The organism is Bacteroidota bacterium, from assembly GCA_016720935.1.
Classification (GTDB): domain Bacteria; phylum Bacteroidota; class Bacteroidia; order AKYH767-A; family 2013-40CM-41-45; genus JADKJP01.
Genome location: JADKJP010000005.1, coordinates 198,476 through 223,742, shown reverse-complemented (window position 1 = coordinate 223,742; position 25,267 = coordinate 198,476). Strand labels below are relative to the sequence as shown.

At 42.9% G+C, this 25,267-nt stretch carries 15 protein-coding genes; 10 read left to right on the top strand and 5 right to left on the bottom strand.

Features of this window, described 5'->3' with window-relative positions:
• Positions 1 to 94 precede the first annotated feature (94 nt).
• The 3 genes from IPP86_07525 to IPP86_07515 all read left to right on the top strand — a co-directional run bounded on the left by IPP86_07525 (position 95) and on the right by IPP86_07515 (position 3,814).
• Entirely contained in the window at positions 95 to 1,045 is a 951-nt protein-coding gene (locus tag IPP86_07525) for an NAD-dependent epimerase/dehydratase family protein (protein ID MBL0138364.1), read from the top strand.
• Between the two features lie 239 nt (positions 1,046 to 1,284).
• Entirely contained in the window at positions 1,285 to 2,766 is a 1,482-nt protein-coding gene (locus tag IPP86_07520) for a cysteine--tRNA ligase (protein ID MBL0138363.1), read from the top strand.
• Positions 2,767 to 2,785: 19 nt separating this feature from the next.
• Positions 2,786 to 3,814: a M28 family peptidase gene (locus tag IPP86_07515; protein ID MBL0138362.1), complete on the top strand. Its 1,029-nt coding sequence runs from the start codon at positions 2,786 to 2,788 to the stop codon at positions 3,812 to 3,814.
• A gap of 49 nt (positions 3,815 to 3,863) precedes the next feature.
• Here the strand turns inward: IPP86_07515 and IPP86_07510 are convergent, their stop codons facing one another.
• Entirely contained in the window at positions 3,864 to 5,498 is a 1,635-nt protein-coding gene (locus IPP86_07510; protein ID MBL0138361.1) for a T9SS type A sorting domain-containing protein, read from the bottom strand.
• Between the two features lie 333 nt (positions 5,499 to 5,831).
• Between IPP86_07510 and IPP86_07505 the strand changes: the two genes are divergently transcribed.
• Positions 5,832 to 7,643, top strand: a complete 1,812-nt coding sequence (locus IPP86_07505) for a T9SS type A sorting domain-containing protein (GenBank protein ID MBL0138360.1) — start codon at positions 5,832 to 5,834, stop codon at positions 7,641 to 7,643.
• Between the two features lie 280 nt (positions 7,644 to 7,923).
• Positions 7,924 to 8,436 (top strand): hypothetical protein, encoded by a 513-nt coding sequence (locus tag IPP86_07500; protein ID MBL0138359.1) that lies wholly within the window; start codon positions 7,924 to 7,926, stop codon positions 8,434 to 8,436.
• A 113-nt stretch (positions 8,437 to 8,549) separates the two neighbouring features.
• On the opposite strand, the gene asnS is transcribed toward IPP86_07500, so the two are convergent.
• Positions 8,550 to 9,932, bottom strand: a complete 1,383-nt coding sequence (gene asnS / locus IPP86_07495; protein MBL0138358.1) for an asparagine--tRNA ligase — start codon at positions 9,930 to 9,932, stop codon at positions 8,550 to 8,552.
• 284 nt (positions 9,933 to 10,216) lie between these two features.
• Between asnS and IPP86_07490 the strand changes: the two genes are divergently transcribed.
• From IPP86_07490 to IPP86_07475, 4 genes are all read left to right on the top strand, one after another.
• Positions 10,217 to 12,136, top strand: coding sequence for a 1-deoxy-D-xylulose-5-phosphate synthase (locus IPP86_07490; GenBank protein ID MBL0138357.1), 1,920 nt, complete (start codon positions 10,217 to 10,219; stop codon positions 12,134 to 12,136).
• A 173-nt stretch (positions 12,137 to 12,309) separates the two neighbouring features.
• On the top strand, positions 12,310 to 14,643 hold the full coding sequence (locus IPP86_07485) for a T9SS type A sorting domain-containing protein (GenBank protein MBL0138356.1): 2,334 nt from the start codon (positions 12,310 to 12,312) through the stop codon (positions 14,641 to 14,643).
• Between the two features lie 911 nt (positions 14,644 to 15,554).
• Positions 15,555 to 17,915 (top strand): T9SS type A sorting domain-containing protein, encoded by a 2,361-nt coding sequence (locus tag IPP86_07480; protein ID MBL0138355.1) that lies wholly within the window; start codon positions 15,555 to 15,557, stop codon positions 17,913 to 17,915.
• Between the two features lie 28 nt (positions 17,916 to 17,943).
• Positions 17,944 to 19,797 (top strand): LTA synthase family protein, encoded by a 1,854-nt coding sequence (locus tag IPP86_07475; protein MBL0138354.1) that lies wholly within the window; start codon positions 17,944 to 17,946, stop codon positions 19,795 to 19,797.
• 137 nt (positions 19,798 to 19,934) lie between these two features.
• Here IPP86_07475 and accC read toward each other — a convergent pair whose 3' ends face one another.
• From accC to IPP86_07460, 3 genes are all read right to left on the bottom strand, one after another.
• The gene (accC, locus tag IPP86_07470; protein MBL0138353.1) at positions 19,935 to 21,275 is read right to left on the bottom strand and encodes an acetyl-CoA carboxylase biotin carboxylase subunit; all 1,341 of its coding nucleotides are present in this window, start codon (positions 21,273 to 21,275) and stop codon (positions 19,935 to 19,937) included.
• A gap of 74 nt (positions 21,276 to 21,349) precedes the next feature.
• Entirely contained in the window at positions 21,350 to 21,835 is a 486-nt protein-coding gene (accB, locus tag IPP86_07465) for an acetyl-CoA carboxylase biotin carboxyl carrier protein (protein ID MBL0138352.1), read from the bottom strand.
• Between the two features lie 508 nt (positions 21,836 to 22,343).
• The gene (locus IPP86_07460; GenBank protein MBL0138351.1) at positions 22,344 to 23,333 is read right to left on the bottom strand and encodes a ketoacyl-ACP synthase III; all 990 of its coding nucleotides are present in this window, start codon (positions 23,331 to 23,333) and stop codon (positions 22,344 to 22,346) included.
• Between the two features lie 196 nt (positions 23,334 to 23,529).
• Between IPP86_07460 and IPP86_07455 the strand changes: the two genes are divergently transcribed.
• On the top strand, positions 23,530 to 25,242 hold the full coding sequence (locus IPP86_07455) for a T9SS type A sorting domain-containing protein (GenBank protein ID MBL0138350.1): 1,713 nt from the start codon (positions 23,530 to 23,532) through the stop codon (positions 25,240 to 25,242).
• Positions 25,243 to 25,267 lie beyond the last annotated feature (25 nt).

Here is a 25,267-nt window from a genome sequence, read left to right as displayed (position 1 = left end):
CCAGCAACCATCAAAACTCGGAACCCGGAACTCAGAACCCGGAACTCAAATTGACAAGAATTCCTTACTTTTGTTCTATTCACTCACATTTCCCATGAAAGAAAGCATTCTCGTCATCGGCGCCAAGGGCCAGATAGGTTCGGAATTAGTTGAAGAATTGCGAAGAATCAACGGCTCCTCGCAGGTGATCGCGACGGATATCAAGGAACCAAGCCCGGAATTACGTGATGGCGGACCTTTTGTACAACTTGATGTACTCGATTTTCCAAAAGTACAGGAAGTGGTGAGAAAGAATAATGTCAAACAAGTATATCTTCTTGCCGCGCTCTTGTCAGCAACAGCTGAACAAAAGATTAAGTCGGCCTGGAAACTGAACATGGAAGGATTGCTGGGCACTCTCGAAATGGCCCGTGAAGAAAAGTTCAAACTCTTTTGGCCCAGCTCTATCGCGGTTTTCGGTCCTTCCACACCAAAAGTGAATACACCACAATTCACAATCACGGAACCGAGTACAGTGTATGGAATCAGCAAACTTGCTGGCGAACGTTGGTGCGAATATTATTTCCAGAAATTCGGAGTGGATGTACGCAGCATTCGATATCCGGGTTTGATCGGATACAAAACGGAGCCGGGTGGTGGAACCACTGACTATGCTGTTCATATTTTCCACGAAGCACTCAAAACCAAAACCTACGAAAGTTTTCTTTCCGAGAATACGGCATTGCCGATGATGTACATGCACGATGCCTTGAACGCGACGATAGGACTCATGGATGCCGATGCATCACGCGTGAAAGTACGGAGCAGCTACAATATCGCTTCCATGAGCTTTACACCGAAACAGCTCGCGGATGAAATTTGTAAACACATTCCTGAATTTAAAATCACTTATAAGCCGGATGTTCGTCAACAGTACGCCGACTCCTGGCCACAAAGCATCGACGATTCAGTCGCACGTGCCGACTGGGGTTGGCAGCATGAATACGATCTCGCCAAAATGACGAAGGATATGCTCGAGCACATTCAGCATATGTTGGTTCACTGAACTTTCATTGAGAATTGAGAATTATGAATGAGCGTATTGTAAGTGCTAATTGAGCAGCTACATTTCAATTAAGAATTAAGAATTTAGAATTGTGAATGAGCGTACTGTCAAGAATATTTTGAGCTGTATATTCGATCACGATTTCAGCTCCCTTTGAAATATTATTAAAGACTTCCCCTTTCACTCTTAGACACAAATTCATAATTCATAATTCAAAGTTCCACCGAATCAATTTGCCTATGAACTCCGCTCAGTTATACATCTACAACTCCCTTTCTCGAAAAAAAGAAGAATTCGCCCCAATGGTTCCGGGCTTTGTGGGAATGTATGTTTGCGGACCAACAGTATACGGACAACCTCATTTAGGACACGCTCGTCCCTACATCACCTTTGATGTTGTGAATCGTTTTTTCGAACACCTCGGTTATAAAGTTCGTTATGTGCGCAACATCACTGATGTCGGTCACCTCGAGAACGATGCTGATGAAGGAGAAGATAAAATCGCGAAGAAAGCAAGAATAGAAAAACTGGAGCCGATGGAAATCGTGGAGCTCTATACAGAAAAATTCCACGAAGCGATGCGCGCGCTGAACAATAGAAATGTCAGTATCGAACCGCGTGCATCCGGACATATCATCGAGCAAATTACAATGATCGAAGAGATCATCAAAAATGGCTGGGCTTATGAATCCAATGGCTCTGTCTATTTTGATGTATTGAAATACAGCAAGACCCACGATTACGGAAAGCTGAGCGGAAGAATTATCGAAGACCTGATCGCGGGCGCCGGCAACGAACGTCGCGAACTCGAAGGACAGGAAGAAAAACGCAATCCGGCTGATTTTGCATTGTGGAAAAAAGCTTCGCCTGAACACATCATGCGCTGGCCTTCACCCTGGAGCGATGGTTTTCCGGGCTGGCATATTGAATGTTCCGCGATGAGTACAAAATATCTTGGTGAAACATTTGATATTCACGGAGGAGGAATGGATCTCCTGTTCCCTCACCACGAAAGTGAAATTGCTCAGAGTAAAGGTGCTTGCGGGAAAGCACCTGTCCGTTATTGGATGCACAACAACATGATTACCATCAACGGACAGAAGATGGGAAAATCGCTGGGGAACTTTATCAATCTCGAAGAGTTTTTCAACGGGTCTCACAAACTGCTTGAGCAGTCGTATTCCGCGATGACAATTCGTTTCTTCGTCCTTCAGGCGCATTACCGCAGTACATTGGATTTTTCAAACGAAGGATTGAAAGGCGCGGAAAAAGGATTGATCCGTTTGCTTAACGCTCACGAAGTACTTCATAAAATAAAATCGGGACCATCTTCCACAAGTGATATCAAAGCTCTTCGTCAGGCATGCTACGACGCGATGCTGGATGATTTCAATACCGCGATCACGATTGCTCAATTGTTTGAAGCAGTCCGCATCATCAATTCTGTAAATGCAGGAACGGAAACTATTTCAGCGGAAGATCTTGATTTGCTGAAACAAACCTATGATGATTTTGTCTTCAAAATTCTCGGACTGAAAGCCGAGCAACAACAAGACAAAGGAGATCTTGACGGTGTCATGCAAATGGTATTGCGTGTACGTGCGGAAGCAAAAACTAAAAAGGATTTTGCAACTTCCGATAAAATCCGTGACGAACTCGCAACGCTTGGTTTCAAAATCAAAGACGAAAAAGACGGCACCACCTCCTGGACCAAAGATTAAAAGCACTGCATTCATGAAAATGACCAAACGCTCTTTGCGTCCTTTGCGAAAACCTTTGCGCCCTTTGCGCGAAATAATTTTCCTTATCTCAGTGCTGGGGATTATTTTATCTTGTAATGATCAAAAGAAACCACAGCCAACTACAACAACTGTAACTCAACCATCTGTCATCGCACCAACCTTTAATGCCGACTCCGCTTACGCTTTCGTAAAAGCCCAATGCGATTTTGGTCCGCGTGTTCCCGGCACCAAAGCTCATGCGGCCTGTGCTGAATTTCTTGAGAAAAAATTTAAAACCTATACTTCAAGTGTCACCGTTCAAACCGGAGTCGTCACCACATTCGATGGAGTAAAACTGAATATCAAAAACATCATCGCCTCTTTTAATCCACAGAGCAAATCACGTGTATTAATTTTTGCCCATTGGGACACGCGTCCATGGGCTGATCAGGATACTGCGCGAACCAACGAACCCATCATTGGCGCAGACGATGGAGGCAGTGGAGTAGGAGTCTTGTTGGAAATAGCACGACAGCTTTCAACGCAAGCGCCTGCAATTGGAATTGATCTCATTTGTTTTGACGCGGAAGACTGGGGTAAAAAAGACGGAGGAGAAGAGAGCGAAGATTCCTATGCTTTGGGTACACAATTCTGGGCTAACTCTCCGCACATTCCTGGTTACATGGCCGATTATGGAATCCTCCTCGACATGGTTGGTGCCAAAGGCGCGCAATTCCGCATGGAAGGATTTTCAAAACAACATGCGCAATTTGTAATTGATAAAGTGTGGAAGACAGCTTCCCGACTCGGTTACAGCGATTATTTCCTGTACCAGGAATCCGGTTATGTAACCGATGATCACGTTTACGTAAACCGAATCAACATTCCTTCCATCGACATCATTCATTCCAATCCTTCAACACGCAGTGGTTTCGGTTCGCACTGGCATACGCATCGTGATAATATGGATATCATTGATCGCAACACTCTGAAAGCCGTGGGACAAACATTGCTGGAGGTGATTTTTTCGGAAGGTAGAGGTGTTTGATGTTCGATGTTCAAGGTTTAAATTGTTGCATTGCCCTCAAATCAAACAATCATTCTACGATAATCTTTTTTTGAATTGTTTGATTTCCGGAGATCATTTGAATGAAATAAACACCTTGTGATAATCCGTTTGAATTAAAGGGAAAAGAATAGGTTCCAGCCCGATGAATTCCTGTCAGCATCCTGCGGATTTCTCTTCCATTCAAATCAAGTACACGGAAAAATGTCTCAGCATCATTATTCAACGAAAAATGTATCACAGAAATTGAAGATACAGGATTCGGATCGCAACGCAGGCTTAAGTCGGCTTGAATCTCCGGTAAAACAGGAATTCCGCTGGTTGAATTCGTGTATTTGATAGTGAGAAAATCAAAGAAGCTTGACGAATGTGTCCGACCAGTAACAACAAGATCATTATTTGCATCCAATGCAAGTGCATACAATTCTTGTTCGCTATTACTTGTGTCTGTGTAGATATGTTCCCAACGTTCATGACCATTCACATCGTAGCTGATGGTAAATCCATTGTAACCTGTATTTGTATTTGAATCATAATAAAATCCGGTGATGTAGATATTGTTTTGTGCATCCTTCACCATTTGTCTGGGCTCATAACTGGAAGCGTTTCCCCAACGGGCTGTCCACAGAGTATCTCCATCGGCATTGAACTTGATCAATTCCATGCGAACGGTGTTTTGAGCGTTGTTGGTGGAACTGTTGCCAAGCAGGTAAATATTCCCTGAGTCATCAATCATAAGATCTTTGAAATTATCAAAGGATTGAGGACCCGGATAATTGAAATATTTTGAATAAAGCAAAGTTCCGGAAGTATCATATTTCAGAAGAACATAATCTGTTTGTGCCGGCCCGGATGTGGCGACCTGACCTCCAACAATCAGATGGTTATCCTGATCAAGGATAATTTTCCAACCGGAATCATAATTATTGGCAGGACTGTTGAACTGGCGAACCCAAACAGTATCTCCATTCGGGGCATATTTGATGGTGAAAATATCTGTCGCGAAATTAGTCCATTCATCACATACTCCTGTTACATAAATATTATTCGCAGCATCAATACACATTCCGTAAATGCGATTGGATTCATTCGGCCCATTGTTGTTAAAAGTTTGATACCACAATTCATTTCCCTGAGGATCGATCTTGATTGTAACAAAGACCGCCGAACCGAGCGTTCCACCATCGAATCCTGCCAGAACAATATTCCCGTCATGATCCATTTCCATCGCGCTTACCTGTGCGACAGATGTATTAAAATCCACAAATTCCCAAAGCGAATCTCCATCTGTTGAATATTTCATCAGACATAATGCCCCACCTGTCGTACTGTAACTTCCATTGACAAAACCCGCGATATAAATATGTCCCTGATGATCGTACAAAATTTTCGTTGCCTGATCGCCACTGGTGTAATTTCTGATCCGACTCCAAACCAGGTTTCCGTTCGGATCGTATTTCGCGAAAATAAAATCTTCATTGGTGTTCCATTCATACGACCATCCGGCCACATAAATATTATTCGCTTCATCAGTAGTAATTGCTTCTGTCTGGTCCCATTGCTGACTGTCCCAGGTTCTGATCCAGGCTGTATCAATCTGCGCTTTGGTATATATGTTCAGAAACAAAAGGACTATGAGTGCAAAAAATGATTTTGACTTTTTCATAGATTCAGATTTAGCTACTCAAAGTTCCTTCTATTTATTTTTTATTAAAATGACTTAGGGCATCAGCATTTCTGCAGTTTTATAGCCTAAAATTCAATAAAATCAGAAGCTTTTGCAGTACAAGTGAAGAGCAATTCGTTCTAAATCATGGAAAGTTTTTTAAAAACGTTTTTATTTTCATTTTTTTCATTATTTTGTCATTCCGGCTTATGTTGATGTCCTTTGATTGTGCCGGAATTCCTGTTTTAATTAGTTTTTAATAAAGTAGAGTTTTCTGTTTAAGTTAATCTTTCTCATCATCCCACATTGTTTCAAATCTAAATCCTCTGTAACATGAAGAAACTATTTACATTATTGGTATTAATACACGCACTTACGCTGAATGCTCAGCGTGCGGAATGGTTAAACGTATCTACAATATCTCCAGGTGGAAGCGGTTATTCTACCAGATCACTTATCGCAGCAGACAACGATAAAAGTGCCTATACATTCAGGGAATTTTCGGATGGATTTATTGTCGCAACCGATACACAATATGCTGTTGGTGCAATTGATCTTTCGATTATAAAAACCGATTCGGCAGGTAATCATATCTGGTCAAAAGTCATTGGTACTAATGGGAATGATACTCCTGAAGACATTTGTACGGATAGTGATGGAAATATTTACATCTCAGCTTTTTTGGAAGGACAAAGCACAATCATGGATGATACCACCTATTCAAATTCAACTTTACATCAGATAATTAAACTGGGTTCAGACGGACAATTTATCCGTTCATATGCCACAAGTGATTTGACGATAATTACATGTAATGGAACAGATGTTTTTGCCGCCAATGCTTCCGCGGTCTTTAAATTGGATTCAGCGTTTAATCAGAATTGGTCAAAAAGTTTTCCATTAAATACCCTTGGATTTTCTATCGGCACATCAAGAAATAAAATATCGAGTTTCGGTCACTATCTGGCTTTTTCCGCGAACGAATTTTTTTCAAGTGCCGGACCGGTGATTGTTGATACAGTTGCAATTCCATTCACCGGAGCAAATATGGACCAGAGTTGTGTAGTACTCATGGATACTAATGGAGCGGCTTATTGGGCCAGAGTGACCGATGGAAACAATGTGTCTAACGAATTTACCGGTGGGGCTTGTACGGATGTTCAGGGCAATGTATACCTGGCAGCAAGTTGTGACCAGGACTTTGTACATGGCAGTGATACCCTTCATTTGAATGGAGGAAACACTGTGGCCGGAGTATTAAAATTTGATCCGAATGGAAACCCGGTTTGGGCCGGACACATTCAAACAAGCGGACATGTGAATTGTACCAATATAAAATCAGACGTTTCCGGAAATGTTTTTGTAATAGGAAATATGGATGGTGTTGTTCAAATAGGCACGTATACAAGTTCGTCGCAGGCCTCGGGTTCCTATGTGGGTGAATATGCTCCTTCTGGAGCAATCAATTTTGTAAAATTCAACAGCAGTGGAGCAAACAGTGGGTCCGTTTTTGGATTGGATGTACATTCTTCAGGTGATTTCTGGATTGCAGGATCACCGGCAATTAACACAGCTTGGGATTGTTTGAATACACCTACAGTGGGAACCATTATTACACCTTCTTATTGGGGACGTTTTACAATGCAAAACAGTATTTCTCCCATTGCGGATTTCAGTTATATCATCAATGGCAATGCATATACATTCACGAATTTGTCTTCAAATACTGATTCTGTAAATTGGGATTTTGGTGATGGGACATTCAGTAATCTGCCGGATCCTGTTCACGTTTTTTCTACAGGATTAAATTATACTGTTGTATTGACGGCCCATTATGGAATCTGTACGGATACGGATACACTTTTTATTGTAGGTGTTGGTGTTGATGAAAACGATCGTTCTCCCTTATTCAGTATCTACCCTTCTCCTGCGAATGAATTTATACAATTGAATTCTCAAGCTTCCATGGAGAAGTTACATATTATCCTTCTTGATATTAGTGGAAGGACTCTTCTCGAACAAACAGTACACCAAAATACCTATAGTTGCATTTTGTCAACGCAGGATTTACCGGACGGAATATATTTTCTAAACATCATGAATGAGGATGGAAAGAAAGTAATACGTTTTGTTGTTCAACATTGAAAAAAGGGTTTGTTTATTTCATGTTGAGTCCGTTAATCAATACTTACTTATTCGATTCGAGGAATTCATTCCCGGCTTGAGGGCATCAATTTTTATATGATTCTACTTCATTTCTTTCGCAGTGAAGTAGAATCATATTTTTTATCAGGACAGGATAAATTGTAATTTCTTTTCTTGAAATAATAACAAAACTGTAAGATCTCTGCTTATTTCGTCTGAATCAAACGTTACCCAAACACGATCTTTTCCGTAAAGAAGGAGTACTTAAAACCCCTGAATTATGAAAAAGATCTTTTCGATTCTTTTTTTGGTAATTACTATTTACTCAGTACCCAACGCGAAAGCGGATTACACGACGAGCTTCGGTGCAAGAGTTGGAAAATTCGCGACCGGTGCGAGCCTTAAACATTTCTTTGACGCACGCGGAAATGTCGGCTTTGAAATATGGGGAACAATTACCCGTGAAGCCAATACCGGTTATATGGGAAAAGCATTCTTTGTGAAACAAGTGCCGATTTTCAATTCCAAACTTCAGATTCCTGTGGATATGGTATTTGGTGTTGGCGGACACTTCGGATTGTTCAAAGAAAATTATTACCACATCGTTGACGGTGAACCAGAATACTACGATCACAATGCTCTCAATGCCGGCATTGACGCGCAATTCGGACTCGAATACAATTCCCGCCGCGTACCTGTAACGGTAGGCATAGATGTAAATCCATACTATGGATTGTTAAACCCCGGCCCGGAATGGCTGGATATGGGATTGACTGTCCGATTCAAATTTTAGGAAAAGGGACGAGGGGCGAGGGACGAGTGACGTCCCCCGCCTCTCGTCCCTCCAATTAAAATTCAGCTTTTAGGAAAAGGGAAGAGGAGCCCTCGTCCCCCGTCCCTCTGTAATCAAAATTCCGCGTTCTTCGGTGTCCGCGGAAACGGAATCACATCCCGAATATTTGTCATCCCGGTCACAAAAAGCATCAGGCGTTCGAAGCCTAATCCAAAACCGGAATGCTCACATGCGCCGTATTTACGCGTATCGAGATACCACCACAAATCTTTTTCAGGAATGTGCATTTCAGTAATGCGTGACATGAGCTTTTCATAATTCTCCTCACGTTGCGAACCTCCGATGATTTCACCAATCCACGGAAACAATACATCCATCGCGCGAACTGTTTTACCATCGTCGTTTTGCTTCATGTAGAATGCCTTGATTTCTTTTGGATAATCCGTAAGAATCACCGGCCTCTTGAAATGTTCAACGAGAAAATTTTCATGTTCCTTTTGTAAATCCGTTCCCCAGTTCACCGGGAACTCGAATTTTTTTCCGGAATTCATCAGGATCTCAACCGCTTTTGTATAAGTCAATCTTTCGAAAGGATTCGAAACAACAAATTGCAAACGACCAACAAGTTCCTTATCGTACATATTGTTGAGGAATTCCAGATCGTCTTTGCAATTATCCAAAGCATATTGGATGAGGTATTTCAGAAAATCTTCAGCGAGATCCATGTTATCCTGGATATCGTAGAAAGCCATTTCAGGTTCTATCATCCAGAACTCCGCGAGATGTCGTGGTGTGTTTGAATTTTCCGCACGGAAAGTAGGACCAAAGGTGTACACATTACCCAATGCCATCGCCGCCAGTTCTCCTTCGAGTTGTCCGGATACAGTGAGATTGGTTGCCTTACCAAAAAAATCTTCTTTGAAATTAATTGATCCGTCTTCTGTGCGTGGAGGATTGTTCAGATCCAATGTTGTGACCTGAAACATTTCTCCTGCACCTTCTGCATCTGAACCGGTAATCACAGGTGAATGCAAATAGAAAAATCCTCGATCGTTAAAATACTTATGGATCGCGAAAGCCATGTGATGACGCATGCGCAGGACGGCACCGAACGTATTTGTACGTGGACGCAAATGCGCGATCTCGCGAAGGAACTCCATCGAATGACCTTTCTTTTGCAACGGAAAAGTTTCATCCGCTCCACCCAGCAAAATAATTTCAGTAGCCTGAATTTCTACAGCCTGACCACTTCCCTGAGAAGCGACAAGTGTTCCTTTTACATGAACACATGCTCCTGTAGTGATTTGCTTCATCAGTTCTTCGTCGAACTTAGCCAACTCAGCAACCACCTGGATTGAATGGATAACAGAGCCATCATTCACCGCGATGAAGGCGATTTGCTTGTTGCCACGTTTGGTGCGCACCCAGCCTTTTACTTCCGTCGGTTTCCCGGTTTCTTTTGAACGAAGCAGATCAATTACCCGAATTGGTTTCATTTTTTTCCTGAATTAAAACAAATTGCTTTCCCTCTGACAAATTATGGATGGGAAAATACCAGGGAGAACAGGATAAATGGAGTAAAATTCAATATCCGACCCCTGATTCCGTTCGCAAAAAAACGAAGATTAAACGGTATTATAAAACCAAACAGGCTTTGAGTTGTTATTTATATGGAAAAGAGAGAACAATGAAGCTTCCGGGATCTCCATTTACAGCTCTAATCCGCTGCAGTCCTGATATCTCCCTATTTCTTCGTATATTTGTATCACCACATTAAAAGATGGAAATAAAGCCGGGTAATCTCCTGAAAAAGATCAATTATCCCGAAGATTTGCGCAAAATGCAGGAAAATGAACTCCCGCAGGTGTGCAAGGATCTCCGGGATTTTATCATTGACATCGTTTCTGTCAATGGTGGTCATTTTGGTGCTTCTTTGGGAGTTGTTGAACTTACGGTAGCCCTTCATTATGTGTTCAATACACCTTATGATCAGCTGGTTTGGGATGTCGGGCACCAGGCTTATGGACATAAAATCCTGACCGGTCGCCGCGAAATTTTTCATACCAACCGTGTCTATAAAGGAATCAGTGGCTTCCCAAAAAGAAATGAAAGTGAATACGACACCTTTGGTGTAGGACATTCCTCAACTTCTATTTCGGCTACTTTGGGGATGGCAGTTGCTTCCCGCCTCAAAGGAGAACACGACCGTCAGCATATCGCGGTGATTGGAGACGGAGCAATGACCGCCGGTCTTGCCTTCGAAGCTCTCAATCATGCCGGTGTCGAAAATTCAAATCTGCTTGTTGTACTCAACGACAATTGCATGAGCATCGATCCGAATGTCGGTGCTTTGAAAGAATACCTCACCGATATTACCACATCGCATACCTACAATAAAATGAAGGATGAAGTGTGGCGATTACTCGGAAAGATCAGCAAGTTCGGTCCGAATGCACAGGAGATAGCTTCCAAAGTTGAGAACGCGGTCAAAACAACATTGCTCAAACAAAGTAATTTGTTCGAGTCATTGCGTTTCCGCTATTTCGGTCCGGTGGATGGTCACGATGTGAATCGTCTGGTGAAAATCATGAACGATCTGAAAGACATTCCGGGTCCGAAAATTTTGCATTGTCTTACCGTTAAGGGAAAAGGATACGAACTCGCTGAGAAAGATCAAACCAAATGGCACTCTCCCGGATTGTTTGATAAAATTTCTGGTGAAATATATAAGCCGCAGGTAGATGCTCCGCAACCTCCGAAATACCAGGATGTTTTCGGGCACTCTATCGTAGAGTTGGCGGAAAAAAATCCAAAGATTGTCGGGATCACTCCCGCAATGCCTTCCGGATGTTCTTTAAACATCATGATGAAAGCCATGCCGGATCGCGCGTTCGACGTGGGTATAGCGGAACAACACGCGGTGACTTTTTCCGCGGGTCTGGCTACACAGGGATTAATTCCATTCTGCAATATTTATTCTTCTTTCATGCAACGCGGCTATGACCAGGTGGTACACGATGTCGCTTTGCAAAATCTGCACGTTGTATTTTGTCTGGATCGTGGTGGACTTGCAGGAGCGGATGGCCCTACACATCACGGGGCATTTGATCTCGCGTTTTTCCGTTGCATCCCGAACATGATCGTTTCCGCACCGATGAATGAAGAAGAGTTGCGGAATCTCATGTATACCGCGCAACTCGAAAAAACCGCGGCGCCTTTTTCTATACGCTACCCGAGAGGCAATGGCGTCATGGTCGACTGGAGAAAACCTTTCCAGGAAATTCCAATTGGAAAAGGACGCATGGTACGTGATGGTGAAGAAGTAGCGATTTTAACAATTGGCCATCCCGGAAATTTTGCGGTGAAAGCATGCGATGAACTTTCCAAAGAAGGATTTTTCCCGGCTCACTTCGACATGCGTTATGTGAAACCGCTTGATGCGGAATTGTTGCACGACGTTTTTTCAAGATTCAAAAAAATTATCACTGTTGAAGACGGATGTATCATGGGAGGATTCGGTACTGCGATCGCTGAGTTTATGCTTGACCACGGCTATTCATCCGCTATCACACGTCTCGGAATACCGGATCAGTTCATTGATCACGGAGAACAAAAGGAATTGTATGCCGAATGCCATTTCGATGTTACGGCAATAAAAAATGCTGTACGCCAGCAGGTAGGCGAATCGGTATTGGTCTGAAAGCCGCATCCGTCGCTGATTTTCACCCCATCTTTTCCGCCGTTTACCAAACAAACGATTTTCTTAACAATTTAAAATTTACCTTACCCTAGGATTAAACTAATTTTATTATCCAAATAGATAGAAGTATTCAGCTTTTATTCTGAGAAATTTTAAAGAAGAAAGGAGACCCAATGAGTTACCCTCATACTCTAAAGGTCGTGTTGATCTTTATATTACTGGCAATCTTCGCTGATTCCCATTTGTATGCTCAGACATACAACATGGCGAATGGTACCATTAATACATGTAGCGGGACATTTTATGATCCGGGTGGTGCAGCAGGAAATTATGCCAACAATACCAATATCACACAATCGTTTTGCTCCAATGCCGGAAACTGTTTGACGGTAAATTTCACCGCATTCCGTACTCAGGGAGGAAATGATTTGCTCACGATTTACGACGGACCAACTACGGCATCGCCGGTGATAGGTGTTTTTTCAGGAACAACATCTCCCGGTTCGATCACCGCTTCAAGCGGTTGTCTGACATTTAATTTTGTTTCAAACGGAAGCACCGTTCGCTCCGGTTGGGCCGCGACTATTTCCTGTGGTGCATGTGGTACCAGCTACCTGATGAATAACAATACTGCAGTGAATACCTGCGGAGGATTGTTTTTCGATGGCGGTGGAAGCGCAGCCAATTACGCGAACAACCAGAATTTCACAAAAACATTTTGCTCTTCCACACCGGGATCTTGCTTGCAAATTCAGTTTACGTCTTTTGCATTACGTACCGGTGATAACCTCACAGTATACAATGGTAACAGTGTCGCATCACCACTGATTGGAACTTATTCAGGAACAACTTTGCCTCCCACCATGTTGTCGTCCTCAGGTTGTCTGACTGTGAACTTTACATCCAATGCAAATCTTGTCGATGCCGGCTGGCAGGCGATTATCACCTGTGAAATTTGTCCGAGCGCGCCTGCAGGTACAGCAACCTATACTCACCCGACAGTTGGTTTGCAAAATACCTATGTTGGAAATAATATGGTGAACACCTGTGGCGGAACTTATACCGACAATGGTGGTATTGCCGGAAATTATTCCAACAATATTGGAACAAGTAGTTTGTTCAGTGACCAGGGTTATTACCGAACATTTTGTCCGAATCAGGCAGGCAAATGTTTGCGTGCGCAATTTTATTCTTTTGGAACTGAACTCGGAATCGATTACCTCGCCATCAGAAATGGCCCGACTCAGGGAAGTCCAATTCTTGGAGCCTGGTGGGGCGGACCACTCACAACATACTCAGCCTGTATGGGTGCAGGAATCGGACCTTACACCTCTACGGATCAAAGTGGCTGTCTGACATTTGAATTCTTCTCTGATGCTAGTGTGGTCAGTTCGGGTTGGGTCACCACGTTTGATTGTGTTCCCTGCGCGAATGGTCCGAATGGTACAGACAACAGTGATTGCCTGATTGGATCTCCGGTTTGTACGGATCAGAGTTTTTCCGATGCAAGTACAGGACCGGGAATTATTTCCGATGGAGGAAACGGATGTGTCCTCAGTGAAAATTTCAGCAACTGGTATAAAATTACTGTGAGTACAGGAGGAAATCTTGGGTTGACAATTGTACCGAATGTCGGTGCAGATGATTATGATTTCGCGATGTATCAAAGCAACAGCTGCGGAGCACTCGGAGCTCCTGTTCGTTGTTCTTATGCTTCCAACACCGGAAATACCGGAATGAATAACGCGAACAATTTGGCAACAAATACCGCTATTTGCGGACTACCAAACAACGGCTCGGATGTATCGGAAGATGTTTGCGGAAATGGCTGGGTGAACGAAATGGCAGTAAGTGTCGGCCAGAATTTTTATTTGCTCGTGAACAAATGGTCTCCGGGAGGTAGCGGGTTTACACTCGACTGGACACTCACCGGAGGCGCATCACTGAATTGCAGTGTGCTTCCTGTCGAATTGATTTCTTTCCAGGCGAATGCCGAATCAAAAATTGTCAGGCTGAACTGGACTACTGCTTCAGAAATCAACAACCAGTATTTTACCACCGAAAGAAGCGCTGACGGAACAGATTTTGAACCAGTTCAAATGGTAGATGGTGCCGGAACAACTACTGTGGTGAAGAACTACGAAACGGTGGATGAAAAACCATTCCAGGGCATCTCATATTATCGATTGAAGCAAACTGATTTTGACGGTAAATTCTCGTACTCCGAAAAAGTCCCGGTTGACTTCAGCGAGAAGAATGACATTTTTTATTTGCAACCAAACCCTGCCGGTAATGAAGTGTCATTGATCTTTAGTTCCGGTGAACGGACCAATTACAATCTGCAGATTCTAAGTACTGAAGGAATTTCTTGTCTCAAAGAAACAGTCATCGCCAATCCGGGAATGAACAAAACACAGATTGATATTTCCGGTTTACCAAAGGGAGTATACATAGTTATATTGGATGACAATCAGAGCCATCGTGTTTCTAGGTTGGTGCATCACTGAGATTGATGGTACTCTTGGATGTGTGATGCATGGAGAGATTTAAAACATCACGCAGTTTGAGAAAAATATTTAGCGCTGTTGAAGCAAAGAATGATAAGGTTTTTTGGAACGATATTTTTTTACACTTCAATTCCGCCTTTCCCGTGCTTCGCTCGTAACCTCGCTACGCCCGGGGTTAGATTGCTAATTTTTTCGCTACTAAATATTTTTTCTTATTCAAAACGTGCATTGATTTTGTTGTTGATTGGTGAAAAAAAATGATCGATTCAAAATTCAAAAAAACCTCCCGTTCACATAGGAGTCCTCATGTTGAAAGGCCTTTTTACTAATAAGGCAAAAAGGACTGAATCATCCGGATTTCCATTTTTCGAAAATCCCGAAGGGATGAAATTATTATAGAAAAAAGCAAACTCCTTGAATCCAAAAGCCCGAAGGGCTGACATGACTTCGGTGAACATGTCAGCCCTTCGGGCTTTTGGAATGACGCGAAACTGTATGTTCTATAATAATTTCATCCCTTCGGGATTTTAAATGTGTAAACTCTACCAGTTAAAAGACTTGTATACCAATCTTATTCAGGTTTCCGAAAATAATAGACGAATAACCTGCATTAGAATTGGTTATGCCGCTTAACCAATTTCGAAAAATGAAGGATGAGCGGTATAAAAACAGAAACACAAAAATGAAGAGAATCCATCGTTTTTGTCCATTCATTTCCATCTTTGTACCATCTGTTTGTGAAAAATGAGATGTTTTTCAAGAAATTGACAAGATAGAATCCTAGTCACTGATGTAGGATTTTGCTTCATTTCATCTCAACTAATTCAAGCCTTTTAACTAAAAAAGAATAAGCAAAGAACTCTCTTCATGCCCCAAAAGAGATCTGTGTTTATTCTAAAGATTGAAGGCCAATGAAAAAGTTATTTTACAATTTATTGATCTGTTCTGTATTGTTATTGGTGTTCACCGGAACAACAAATGCTCAGACCTATCTTCTAAACGCGGCATCCAACAATACTACTGTGAGCACCTGCGGAGGTACGTTTTATGATTCCGGAGGTTCCGGAGGTAATTATGCGAACAACGAGAATTACACCATAAGCTTTTGTTCCAATGCATCTACATGCATAGTAGCGACTTTCACAGCCTTCAGAACACAAGGCGGAAATGATATCCTTACCGTTTACGACGGACCTAATAATACTTATCCAGTATTGGGAACTTTTTCAGGAAGTACGCTGCCGCCGGCTCTGACTTCTTCCAGTGGTTGTCTCACATTCAAATTTGTTTCCAATGGAAGTAATACACGCAGCGGATGGGCTGTAACACTTTCCTGTGTTTCCTGCAGTGGGAATTACAACATGACCAATGGTCTCACGGTGAATACTTGTTCCGGCCTCTTTTTTGATTCGGGAGGTTCCGGTGGAACTTATGCAAATAACCAGACTTTAGTAGAAACGTTCTGTTCAAACTCAGGAAACTGTCTCATGTTTGTATTTACGTCATTCAATACTCAAGCAGGCAGAGATTCGCTGACAATTTTTGATGGAGCATCTACAGCTGCTACACGAATCGGAGTGTACAGTGGAACAACATTGCCTCCGACAATTATTTCTACCACCGGTTGTCTTACCTTTCGTTTTAAATCAGATGCCAGTACTACGCGAGCAGGTTGGAGCGCGATTATTTCCTGTGTTCCATGTCCGACAGCACCGGCAGGTGTGGCAACCTATACTGCGCCAACAACGGGAATGTTGGGAACGTATGTTGGTTCCAATATGGTTAATACTTGTTCCGGTACATTTACCGATGATGGCGGAACCGGCGGAAACTATTCGAACAATGTAAATGGAATCTATCGTACCTTCTGTCCGGATCAACCCGGCACAGCATTGCGCATGCAGTTCTGGTCTTTTTATACTGATAACACTACCACCTTTGGCATTCCGAATGATTATCTGGAAATTCTAAACGGTGCAACTCAAAATAGCCCTCAATTTAACGGGGGGTCGGCATGGTTTGGCGGACCGGTGAACACTTACCAGGCTTGTATGTCTGTTGGTCTCGGTCCGTATATTTCTACTGATCAAAGCGGATGTATCACAGTTCGTTTTAATTCCAATTCAAGCACGAATCGTGCAGGATGGGTCGCAACTTTCGATTGTGTTCCATATGCAGCAGGACCGAATGGTACAGACAATAGTGACTGCGCCAATTCAACAGGTATTTGTAGTAACCAGGCAATTACGGATGCAAGTACCGGTCCTGGTTTGTCATCAGACCTCTCCGGTGCATGTGTACCAACAGAAAATTATACCAACTGGTATACCATCAAAATTCAATCCGGAGGTAAATTAGGATTCACAATCGCACCGAATACCACTGCTGATGATTATGACTTCGCGCTCTTTGGACCAAACCCAACTTGTGGTTCACTTGGATCCCCGATTCGTTGTTCCTATGCCGGCAATTGGGCAGCCTTTCCAAATACCGGGATGAACTCTGCGTCTAATTTGAGTACAAATACAAATGCCTGCGGAGTGAACAACAGCGGATCCGATAATAGCGAAGATGCCTGTGGTAATGGCTGGACAAATGAACTGGGAGTGACTACAGGGGAAACCTATCAACTCGTAGTAAGTAAATGGAGTCCCGGTGGTAGCGGTTTCTCCTTGAACTGGCTCCTCACCAATGGCGCTTCACTCGATTGTTCTGTAACACCATTGCCAATAGAATTGTTGAGCTTCAGCGCGAAACCGGATAACAGCATGGTGAAACTCAGCTGGACAACCGCGACAGAAACAAACAATGACTATTTCACTATTGAGCGCAGCAAAAATGGAATCGATTTCCAGGCCATCGGAATGGTAGATGGAGCCGGTAATAGTACCCAAACAAAAGTTTATTCAACGATTGATGGTGAACCTTCAAAAGGGTTGTCCTATTACCGATTGAAACAAACAGATTATGACGGAAAATTCAGTTATTCTGAAATTGTTCCGGTTCGCTTTGAATCCAAATCAAATATCTTCATTGTTCAACCCAATCCTGCGAAGGACAATATGGATGTTGTATTCAGTACTGAAACTGAAGGCACAGCCGTAGTGCAGATTTTTAATTCACAGGGGCAGGTTGTATTGTCAAAGAAGGTTGATCTCCACGAAGGAGTAAATCGTCTTCCAATTAGCCTGGATTCCTTTATCAAAGGAGTCTATTTCGTAACTTTGGAGAACGGTTTGGAAATTCAAAAGACTCGATTAGTCAAAGAATAAATTCAGGCCGGATAAATTCTCCCGGCTCGTGAATAAACAACTTCAATATATTCTAAGGATCACATGTTATTATGTGATCCTTTTTGCATTCTGGAGATTTTGCTTTTTTATTTTCAATCAAAGAAACCAGGGTGAATTGGCGCTAACGGAAATTCTTCCGGGATTCCTTCACGGAGCCAGGATGGACCTCTCAGTACTTTCATATCTGCTGGTTCTTCCGGTTTTGTTTTGTCTCTTTCCTTTTCGAAATACAGTTTTCAAAAAGATCAGCTTTGTATATCATCTAATCATCGCTGTGCTGCTGACTTTAATTTGTATCGGCAACATCTTGCTTTTTCATTTTTGGGGTAGCCTGATTAATTACAGAGCGTTGACTTATCTCTCCGATCCCAAAGAAATATTTGTATCACTAAGCACATTGCAATTGGTCCTGGTGCTACTTACAATCGCGCTTTTGTTGGGATTGCAAATTTTCATTCTCCGGAAATTAAACAATGTGGATCTTGAAGGACAGGTCAAAAATCTGCCGGCAAAAAAGGCGATATTTCTCGTCGGGATGGCGGGATTGCTTATCCTCGGTATCCGTGGAGGATGGCAAATGTTGCCGATGAATGAAAGCCTTGTGTATTATTCCAAAAAACAATTCCTCAACCAGGTCGCGATCAATCCGGTCTGGCATCTCGCATATGATGTTCGTGCAGCCGGACTCACGGATGAAAATCCTTTCGAAACAATGCCCGAAAAAGAAGCGGAGGAAATTCTTAAAAATTTGTATCGTTCAAATGCAGATTCATTTCCAAAAATACTTTCTGTCGAACATCCCAATATTGTCATTTTCATTCTCGAAAGTCATACTGCTGATGTTGTCGCTTCTTTGGGTGGAGAATCTGGAATTTCTCCGGTGATCGAACAACTGATGAGCGAAGGTGTTTCCTTTTCCAATATTTATTCCAGCGGAGCGCGAACGGATCAGGGTATTGTATCAGTATTGAACGGATGGCCGGCAACTCCGTATCATTCGATCATGCGTTCATCTGAGAAATCGGTCAGACTTCCTTCGCTGCCAAAAGTTTTCGAAAAGAACGGTTATACAACTTCATTTTATTACGGAGGAGAAAGTAATTTCTCAAATCTCAATGTCTATTGCATCAATCAGGGTTTTGATGTCATCCTCGAGCAACAGGATTTTGACAAAGCTACTCCTTCAGGAAAATGGGGAATCTTTGATGAACATGTGTTCAACAAACAATTGAGCGATCTCTCCCATGTGAAACAACCTTTTTTCTCGGTGACCATGACGCTGAGCAATCACGAGCCTTTTGATGTACCCGGACCGGTACGTTTTCCCGGAAATGATGAAGCGAATAAATTCAGAAACTCCGCTGCATATACAGACGCGTGTATCGGCGAGTTTTTCAGGAAAGCGAAAAAAGAATCCTGGTACGCGAATACACTCTTCGTCCTCGTTGCCGATCACGGGCATTTGTTACCGAAACACCGGAATGATTTGTATCCAAATAGTCGGCATATTCCGATGCTCTTGTTTGGTGAACCCATCAAACCAGAGTATCGTGGAATCCAGATCACCAAACTGGGAGGACATCAGGATTTACCTGCTACACTTTTACCGCAACTCGGTCTGGATGCAAGTGAATTTCACTGGAGTAAAAATTTAATGGCTCCTGAAGCAACAAACTTCGCTTATTTCCAGATGGAACATGTTCTGGGCTGGATCGAAGAAAAAAACTGGCTCGTGTATTCGTACAATCGAAAAGACCTCATTCTCCAAAGCCCGAATCCCGATAGCACACTCCTGAAACAATCACTCCACCGCGGACAGGCTTTTATTCAGGAGATTTATAGGGAGTATCAGGGGTATTAGTTGTTGGTGGTTGGTGGTTGGTGGTTAGTGTTTAGTGGTTAGTGCTTGGGAGCTGGCGCTTCAATAAAATGCTGTTAACATTTTAATGCCCATTTTCCCAATAAAAAAACTAATACCTAAAACTCGAAGCCCAGAACCTATTCTTCAAGTTTAAACGTCTCCAAAAACTTCGTCGTATAATTTCCATTGCGGAAATCTTCGTTACGCATCAGTTGCTGGTGAAAAGGGATCGTTGTTTTTACGCCTTCAACGACAAATTCGCTTAGCGCGCGTTCCATGGTATTGATCGCTTCTTCGCGCGTTTGTGCGACAGTGATCAGTTTCGCGATCATGGAATCGTAATTGGAAGGAATCACATAGCCCGCGTAAATGTGTGAGTCAACACGTACACCATGTCCGCCTGGAACGTGCAGTGTGGTGATTTTGCCGGGAGATGGACGGAAATTATTGTATGGATCTTCCGCGTTGATGCGGCATTCGATCGCATGGAGATTCGGGAAGTAATTTTTTCCGGTGATTGGAATTCCCGCCGCGATTTTTATTTGCTCCTTGATCAGATCGTAGTTGATGACTTCTTCCGTGATCGGATGTTCTACCTGAATCCGCGTATTCATTTCCATGAAATAGAAATTGCGGTGTTTGTCGACGAGGAATTCTACCGTACCAACACCTTCGTATTTCACAGCGAGTGCGGCGGCGATAGCGGCTTCACCCATTTTTTCCCGCAACTCAGGAGTCATGAAAGGTGAAGGAGTTTCTTCCATCAGTTTTTGGTGACGACGTTGAATTGAACAGTCACGCTCACTGAGGTGACAAGCTTTTCCATATTGGTCACCTGCAATTTGTATTTCGATATGACGTGGTTCTTCGATGTATTTTTCGAGATACATTCCGTCGTTACCAAATGCGGCACCGGCTTCCTGGCGTGCGGATTCCCAGGCTGCTTCAAAATCTTCCGGTTTCCAAACGATACGCATCCCGCGGCCACCACCACCGGCAGTAGCTTTCAGGATAATCGGGTAACCGATTTGTTTGGCGATTTTCAATCCTGTTTTGAGATCAGAAAGTAGTCCGTCGCTTCCCGGAATAGTAGGGACACCGGCTTTTTTCATTGTCTCCTTTGCATTTGATTTATCTCCCATCTGATCGATCTGATCAGGAGTGGCTCCGATAAATTTCACTCCGTGCTCGGCACAAATCGCGCTGAACTTGGAATTCTCAGAGAGAAAACCATAGCCCGGATGGATGGCATCCGCATTGGTAATTTCCGCTGCGGCCATTATTCTCGGGATATTGAGATAAGAATCACGACTCGGTGGCGGGCCAATGCACACCGCTTCATCCGCGAAACGAACATGCAAACTTTCCCTGTCGGCTGTACTGTATACTGCAACCGTACTGATGCCCATTTCCTTACAGGTACGGATAATGCGGAGTGCAATCTCGCCACGATTGGCGATCAATATCTTTTTAAACATAGTAAATCAGGATTCTAAAACATTTCCGGAATGCTGGTCCGGAGCAATGAATGATGCTAATCGATTGAACCGGCTCAGGAAGGATCTACCAGGAATAATGGCTGATCGTATTCTACAGGAGTTGCATTGTCGACCAAAACCTTTACGATGCGTCCGCCGATTTCAGATTCGATTTCATTGAACAATTTCATCGCTTCAATGATGCACAGCACTTTTCCCGGCTTGATTTCATCTCCAACATTTACAAATACCGGTTTGTCGGGAGATGGTGTACGATAAAACGTACCGATCATCGGAGACTTGATGGTGATGTAATTTGATTCTTCGGCATTTTTTGCTTTTTCAGCAGGTGGTGCCGCGACAGGAGCCGGTGCAGCAGCAGCCGGTGTATGAACCGGTGCATGAACAACATGGTGAGCGGGTGCAGCCGGAGCGGCATGCATTACTGCGCCATGAGTAGTCTTGATAGTAATTTTGAAATCCTTCTGTTCAAGACTGACTTCACTCACACCGCTACTCTGGACAAATTTGATGAGACTTTCAATGTCTTTGAGGTTCATAGATTCTACGCTGGGTTGTGGTTGAGGCTTAGTAGCCGGAGTTTTTTTCTGCTTCATGTGTGGTGGTTGAGTACCCATTCCATTTCCCGATGGTTGGAATCGGGGAAAGGAATTCAAACCTACGTTAAATTCCAAAAAGAGGCAAAAATACCTGCCGAAAAACCACTAAAAAGCTGGATAATTTTAAGCTGAAAATTAAAGGAGATTATTAAAATAATGATAGTTAAATGATTAATAAATCAGTAAAATGACAACTAAAGATTGATTATTGAAAAGATAAAAGGCGAAAAGGTGGTATTAATGGAGGGAAATGATTTTATTGGGATTTGGGATTTGGGTACCAGGTACCAAGTACCAGGACTTGATTTGAAATATGTCGCTGCTATCTCCAACCAATCAAATCAGAAAAAAATAACTGAACCTCAACCCCAAAAAACTTCGAACCAAAAAAAAATTTCAAACCTCAAACCTCAAACCCGGAACCCGGAACTCAGAACCCGAAACCAAATTAAACTCCCCACTTCACCCAAACACTCCCCCAGGTAAATCCTCCGCCGAAGGCCGCAAGGATAAGGTTGTCTCCTTTATTTAATTGTTTCTCGTAATCAACCAGACAAAGCGGAATGGTACCGCTGGTTGTATTTCCGTATTTCTCAATATTCAGCATGACTTTTTCAGGGCCGACACCCATTCTTCTTGCAGTCGCATCAATGATACGTTTGTTGGCCTGATGCGGAACCAACCATGCAACATCTTCCGCTTTCAGATTATTTTTCTCCATTATTTCTGCGGAGACATCAGCCATGCTTGTCACAGCCGCTTTGAAAACCGGCTGACCATCCTGGAAAACGTAGTGTTCTTTTGCGTCAATGGTTTTATGGGACGGTGGCTTCACAGAACCTCCGGCTTTTTGATGAAGGTATACTCGTCCGGATCCGTCACTGCGAAGAATTGAATCCCGTATACCAAATCCTTCCGTATTCGGTTCAAGTAAAACGGCACCTGCGCCATCACCAAAAAGTACACAGGTTGTGCGATCTGTGTAGTCGACGATGCTTGACATCTTGTCCGCACCTACAACAACAACTTTTTTGTATTGGCCTGATTCAATAAACTTGGAACCGGTTACAAGCGCATACAGGAATCCTGAACAAGCGGCGGAAATATCATAACCGAAAGCGTTTTTTGCTCCGATCTTGTCGCAAACAATATTCGCCGTAGCAGGGAAAACGAAATCAGGAGTGGTAGTGGCACAAATCAACAATTCAATTTCAGAAGCATCGATTCCTCTTTTCCGGAGCATTTCTTTAACGGCCGGAGCAGCAAGGTCTGAAGTGCCAAGGCCCTCACCTTTCAATATTCTTCTTTCCTTAATTCCAGTGCGTGAGGTGATCCACTCGTCGGTAGTATCCACCATCTTTTCCAATTCAGCATTGGTGAGTACATAGTCCGGAACGTAGCCGCCAATAGCGGTAATAGCTGCAGTGATTTTGGACATACTTTAAAATTGAGGAGCAAATTTAGTATAATTTGTGAATGTGAAGGAGTACAGGAAATATGAAGAAATGGACCGATAATGCCTTTAACATCTGAGAAAACTCTCTGAGAGAACCGGGAAATAGATGTGAGAGGGATTAATTCAAAACATTATTTCAGTCATGAATTTTTTACCTTTGGAATACATCTTAGCCATTATGAAAACAAAATTCTATCTTCTTCTAGCGCTTCCAATGCTGCTGATTTTGACAACGGTTAGCCGGGCACAACCCTTATCCGGAGCTTATTCTATCGATGGTTCTCTTCCAACTTCCGGAACAAATTTCCAGTCGTTCAATGATTTTGCAACGCGCCTGAGTACAGATGGAGTTTCAGGTGATGTTGTAGCCAATGTAAATTCTTCCATTGCTTATACAGAACAAGTGACCTTTCATACTATTCCGGGCGCAGGTCCTACAGCAACAGTTACTATTGAAGGCAATCTAGCTACCCTTCAAGCGGCAACTACAACTACGGATCGACACATTATTCGTTTGGAAGATGTTTCCTGGATGACGATTCGTGGAATGAGTATTATTTATGATCCGTCGTCGACCGGAGGTTTTTACGGAATCCAGATATATAATTCAGGAAGTCATTTAAGTATTCTGAACAATACCATCCTGATGAATTCAACCAGCACTTTGCACGGAGGAATTGTCGCTTCCGGTTCAACAACCAGCATTCTGGACCCGGGAAATTTTGACAACATTTTAATTGCCGAAAATAATATTACGAGCGGAGGTTATGGTATTTCAGTATATGGCGACGCGGCGAGTCTTGCAACTCAAATAGAAATAGCCAATAACTACATTGCTGATTTCGCTGACAATGGAATTTATATCCGTGAAACTGACGGCGTTCATATCACCGGAAATCTATTGGAAAAGATCGCCAACATTATTTCTTCTGCGAATGCTATACAGATCGCGCAAAACGCGAATATTAACGCGGTCATAGAGAACAATAAATTTCATATCCTTCAGCAAAACAACGGTACACAAACCCTTCGTGGTATTTATCTTTTCAATGGAACCGGTCACCGGGTTTTTAATAATGAGATTTCTGCAAGCGCGCTGACTACCGGAAATTTTACCGGCATAGAAATCCGCACTTCAGCGACCGCTCCTGAAATTTGTTTCAATGTGATTTCCGGTGACGATGCAGCTACTGCTACGGGAAACTTCATCGGTATCAGTGAGGAACTTTCGAATACCAATAGTGTTTTGAAAAATAACCTGATCAGCATTACAAAACCCGGTACTGGTACTCGTGCGGCATTGAAACTCGGCGCTACTTCAACAGTGACTACCGTGCTTCAAAGCAATTACAATGACTTCTGGGTTCCTTCCGGGAATGTAGCGGTCAAAGGCACTACGAATCCGACAATCTATCAAACTCTCGCCGACTGGCAGAGTGCCAGTACACAGGATGCAAACAGTGTTTCGATTGCACCTCTGTTTACATCTCCATCGTTTTTGCTTCCCACCAATCCTGTTTTAAATAATCAAGGTACACCTATCAGTTGGATTGCTTCGGATATAGATGGAAATCCACGGGATCCAAGTACTCCGGATATCGGAGCGTATGAATATTTTGTTTCCGGTATCGAATTGACACATGCTCCTTTACAGGCAGTGATTTCTCCAAATCCTACAGCAGGGAAAATCCGGATTTCTTATTCGGAGAAGATAGATGGAGAAGTTTTCTGTAAGCTTTACGATTACCTGGGAAGAATTCAATTAACAAAAACTGTGAATGGATCCGGGACAATCGATTTTGAACTGGACGATGTGGCTGCAGGAATATATCTGCTTGAAATCAGCAGCCGGGGAAAAAACAGAAGTTTCCGTGTTTTAAAAACACAGTAATTAATCGGAAATGTTTTTTTGGATT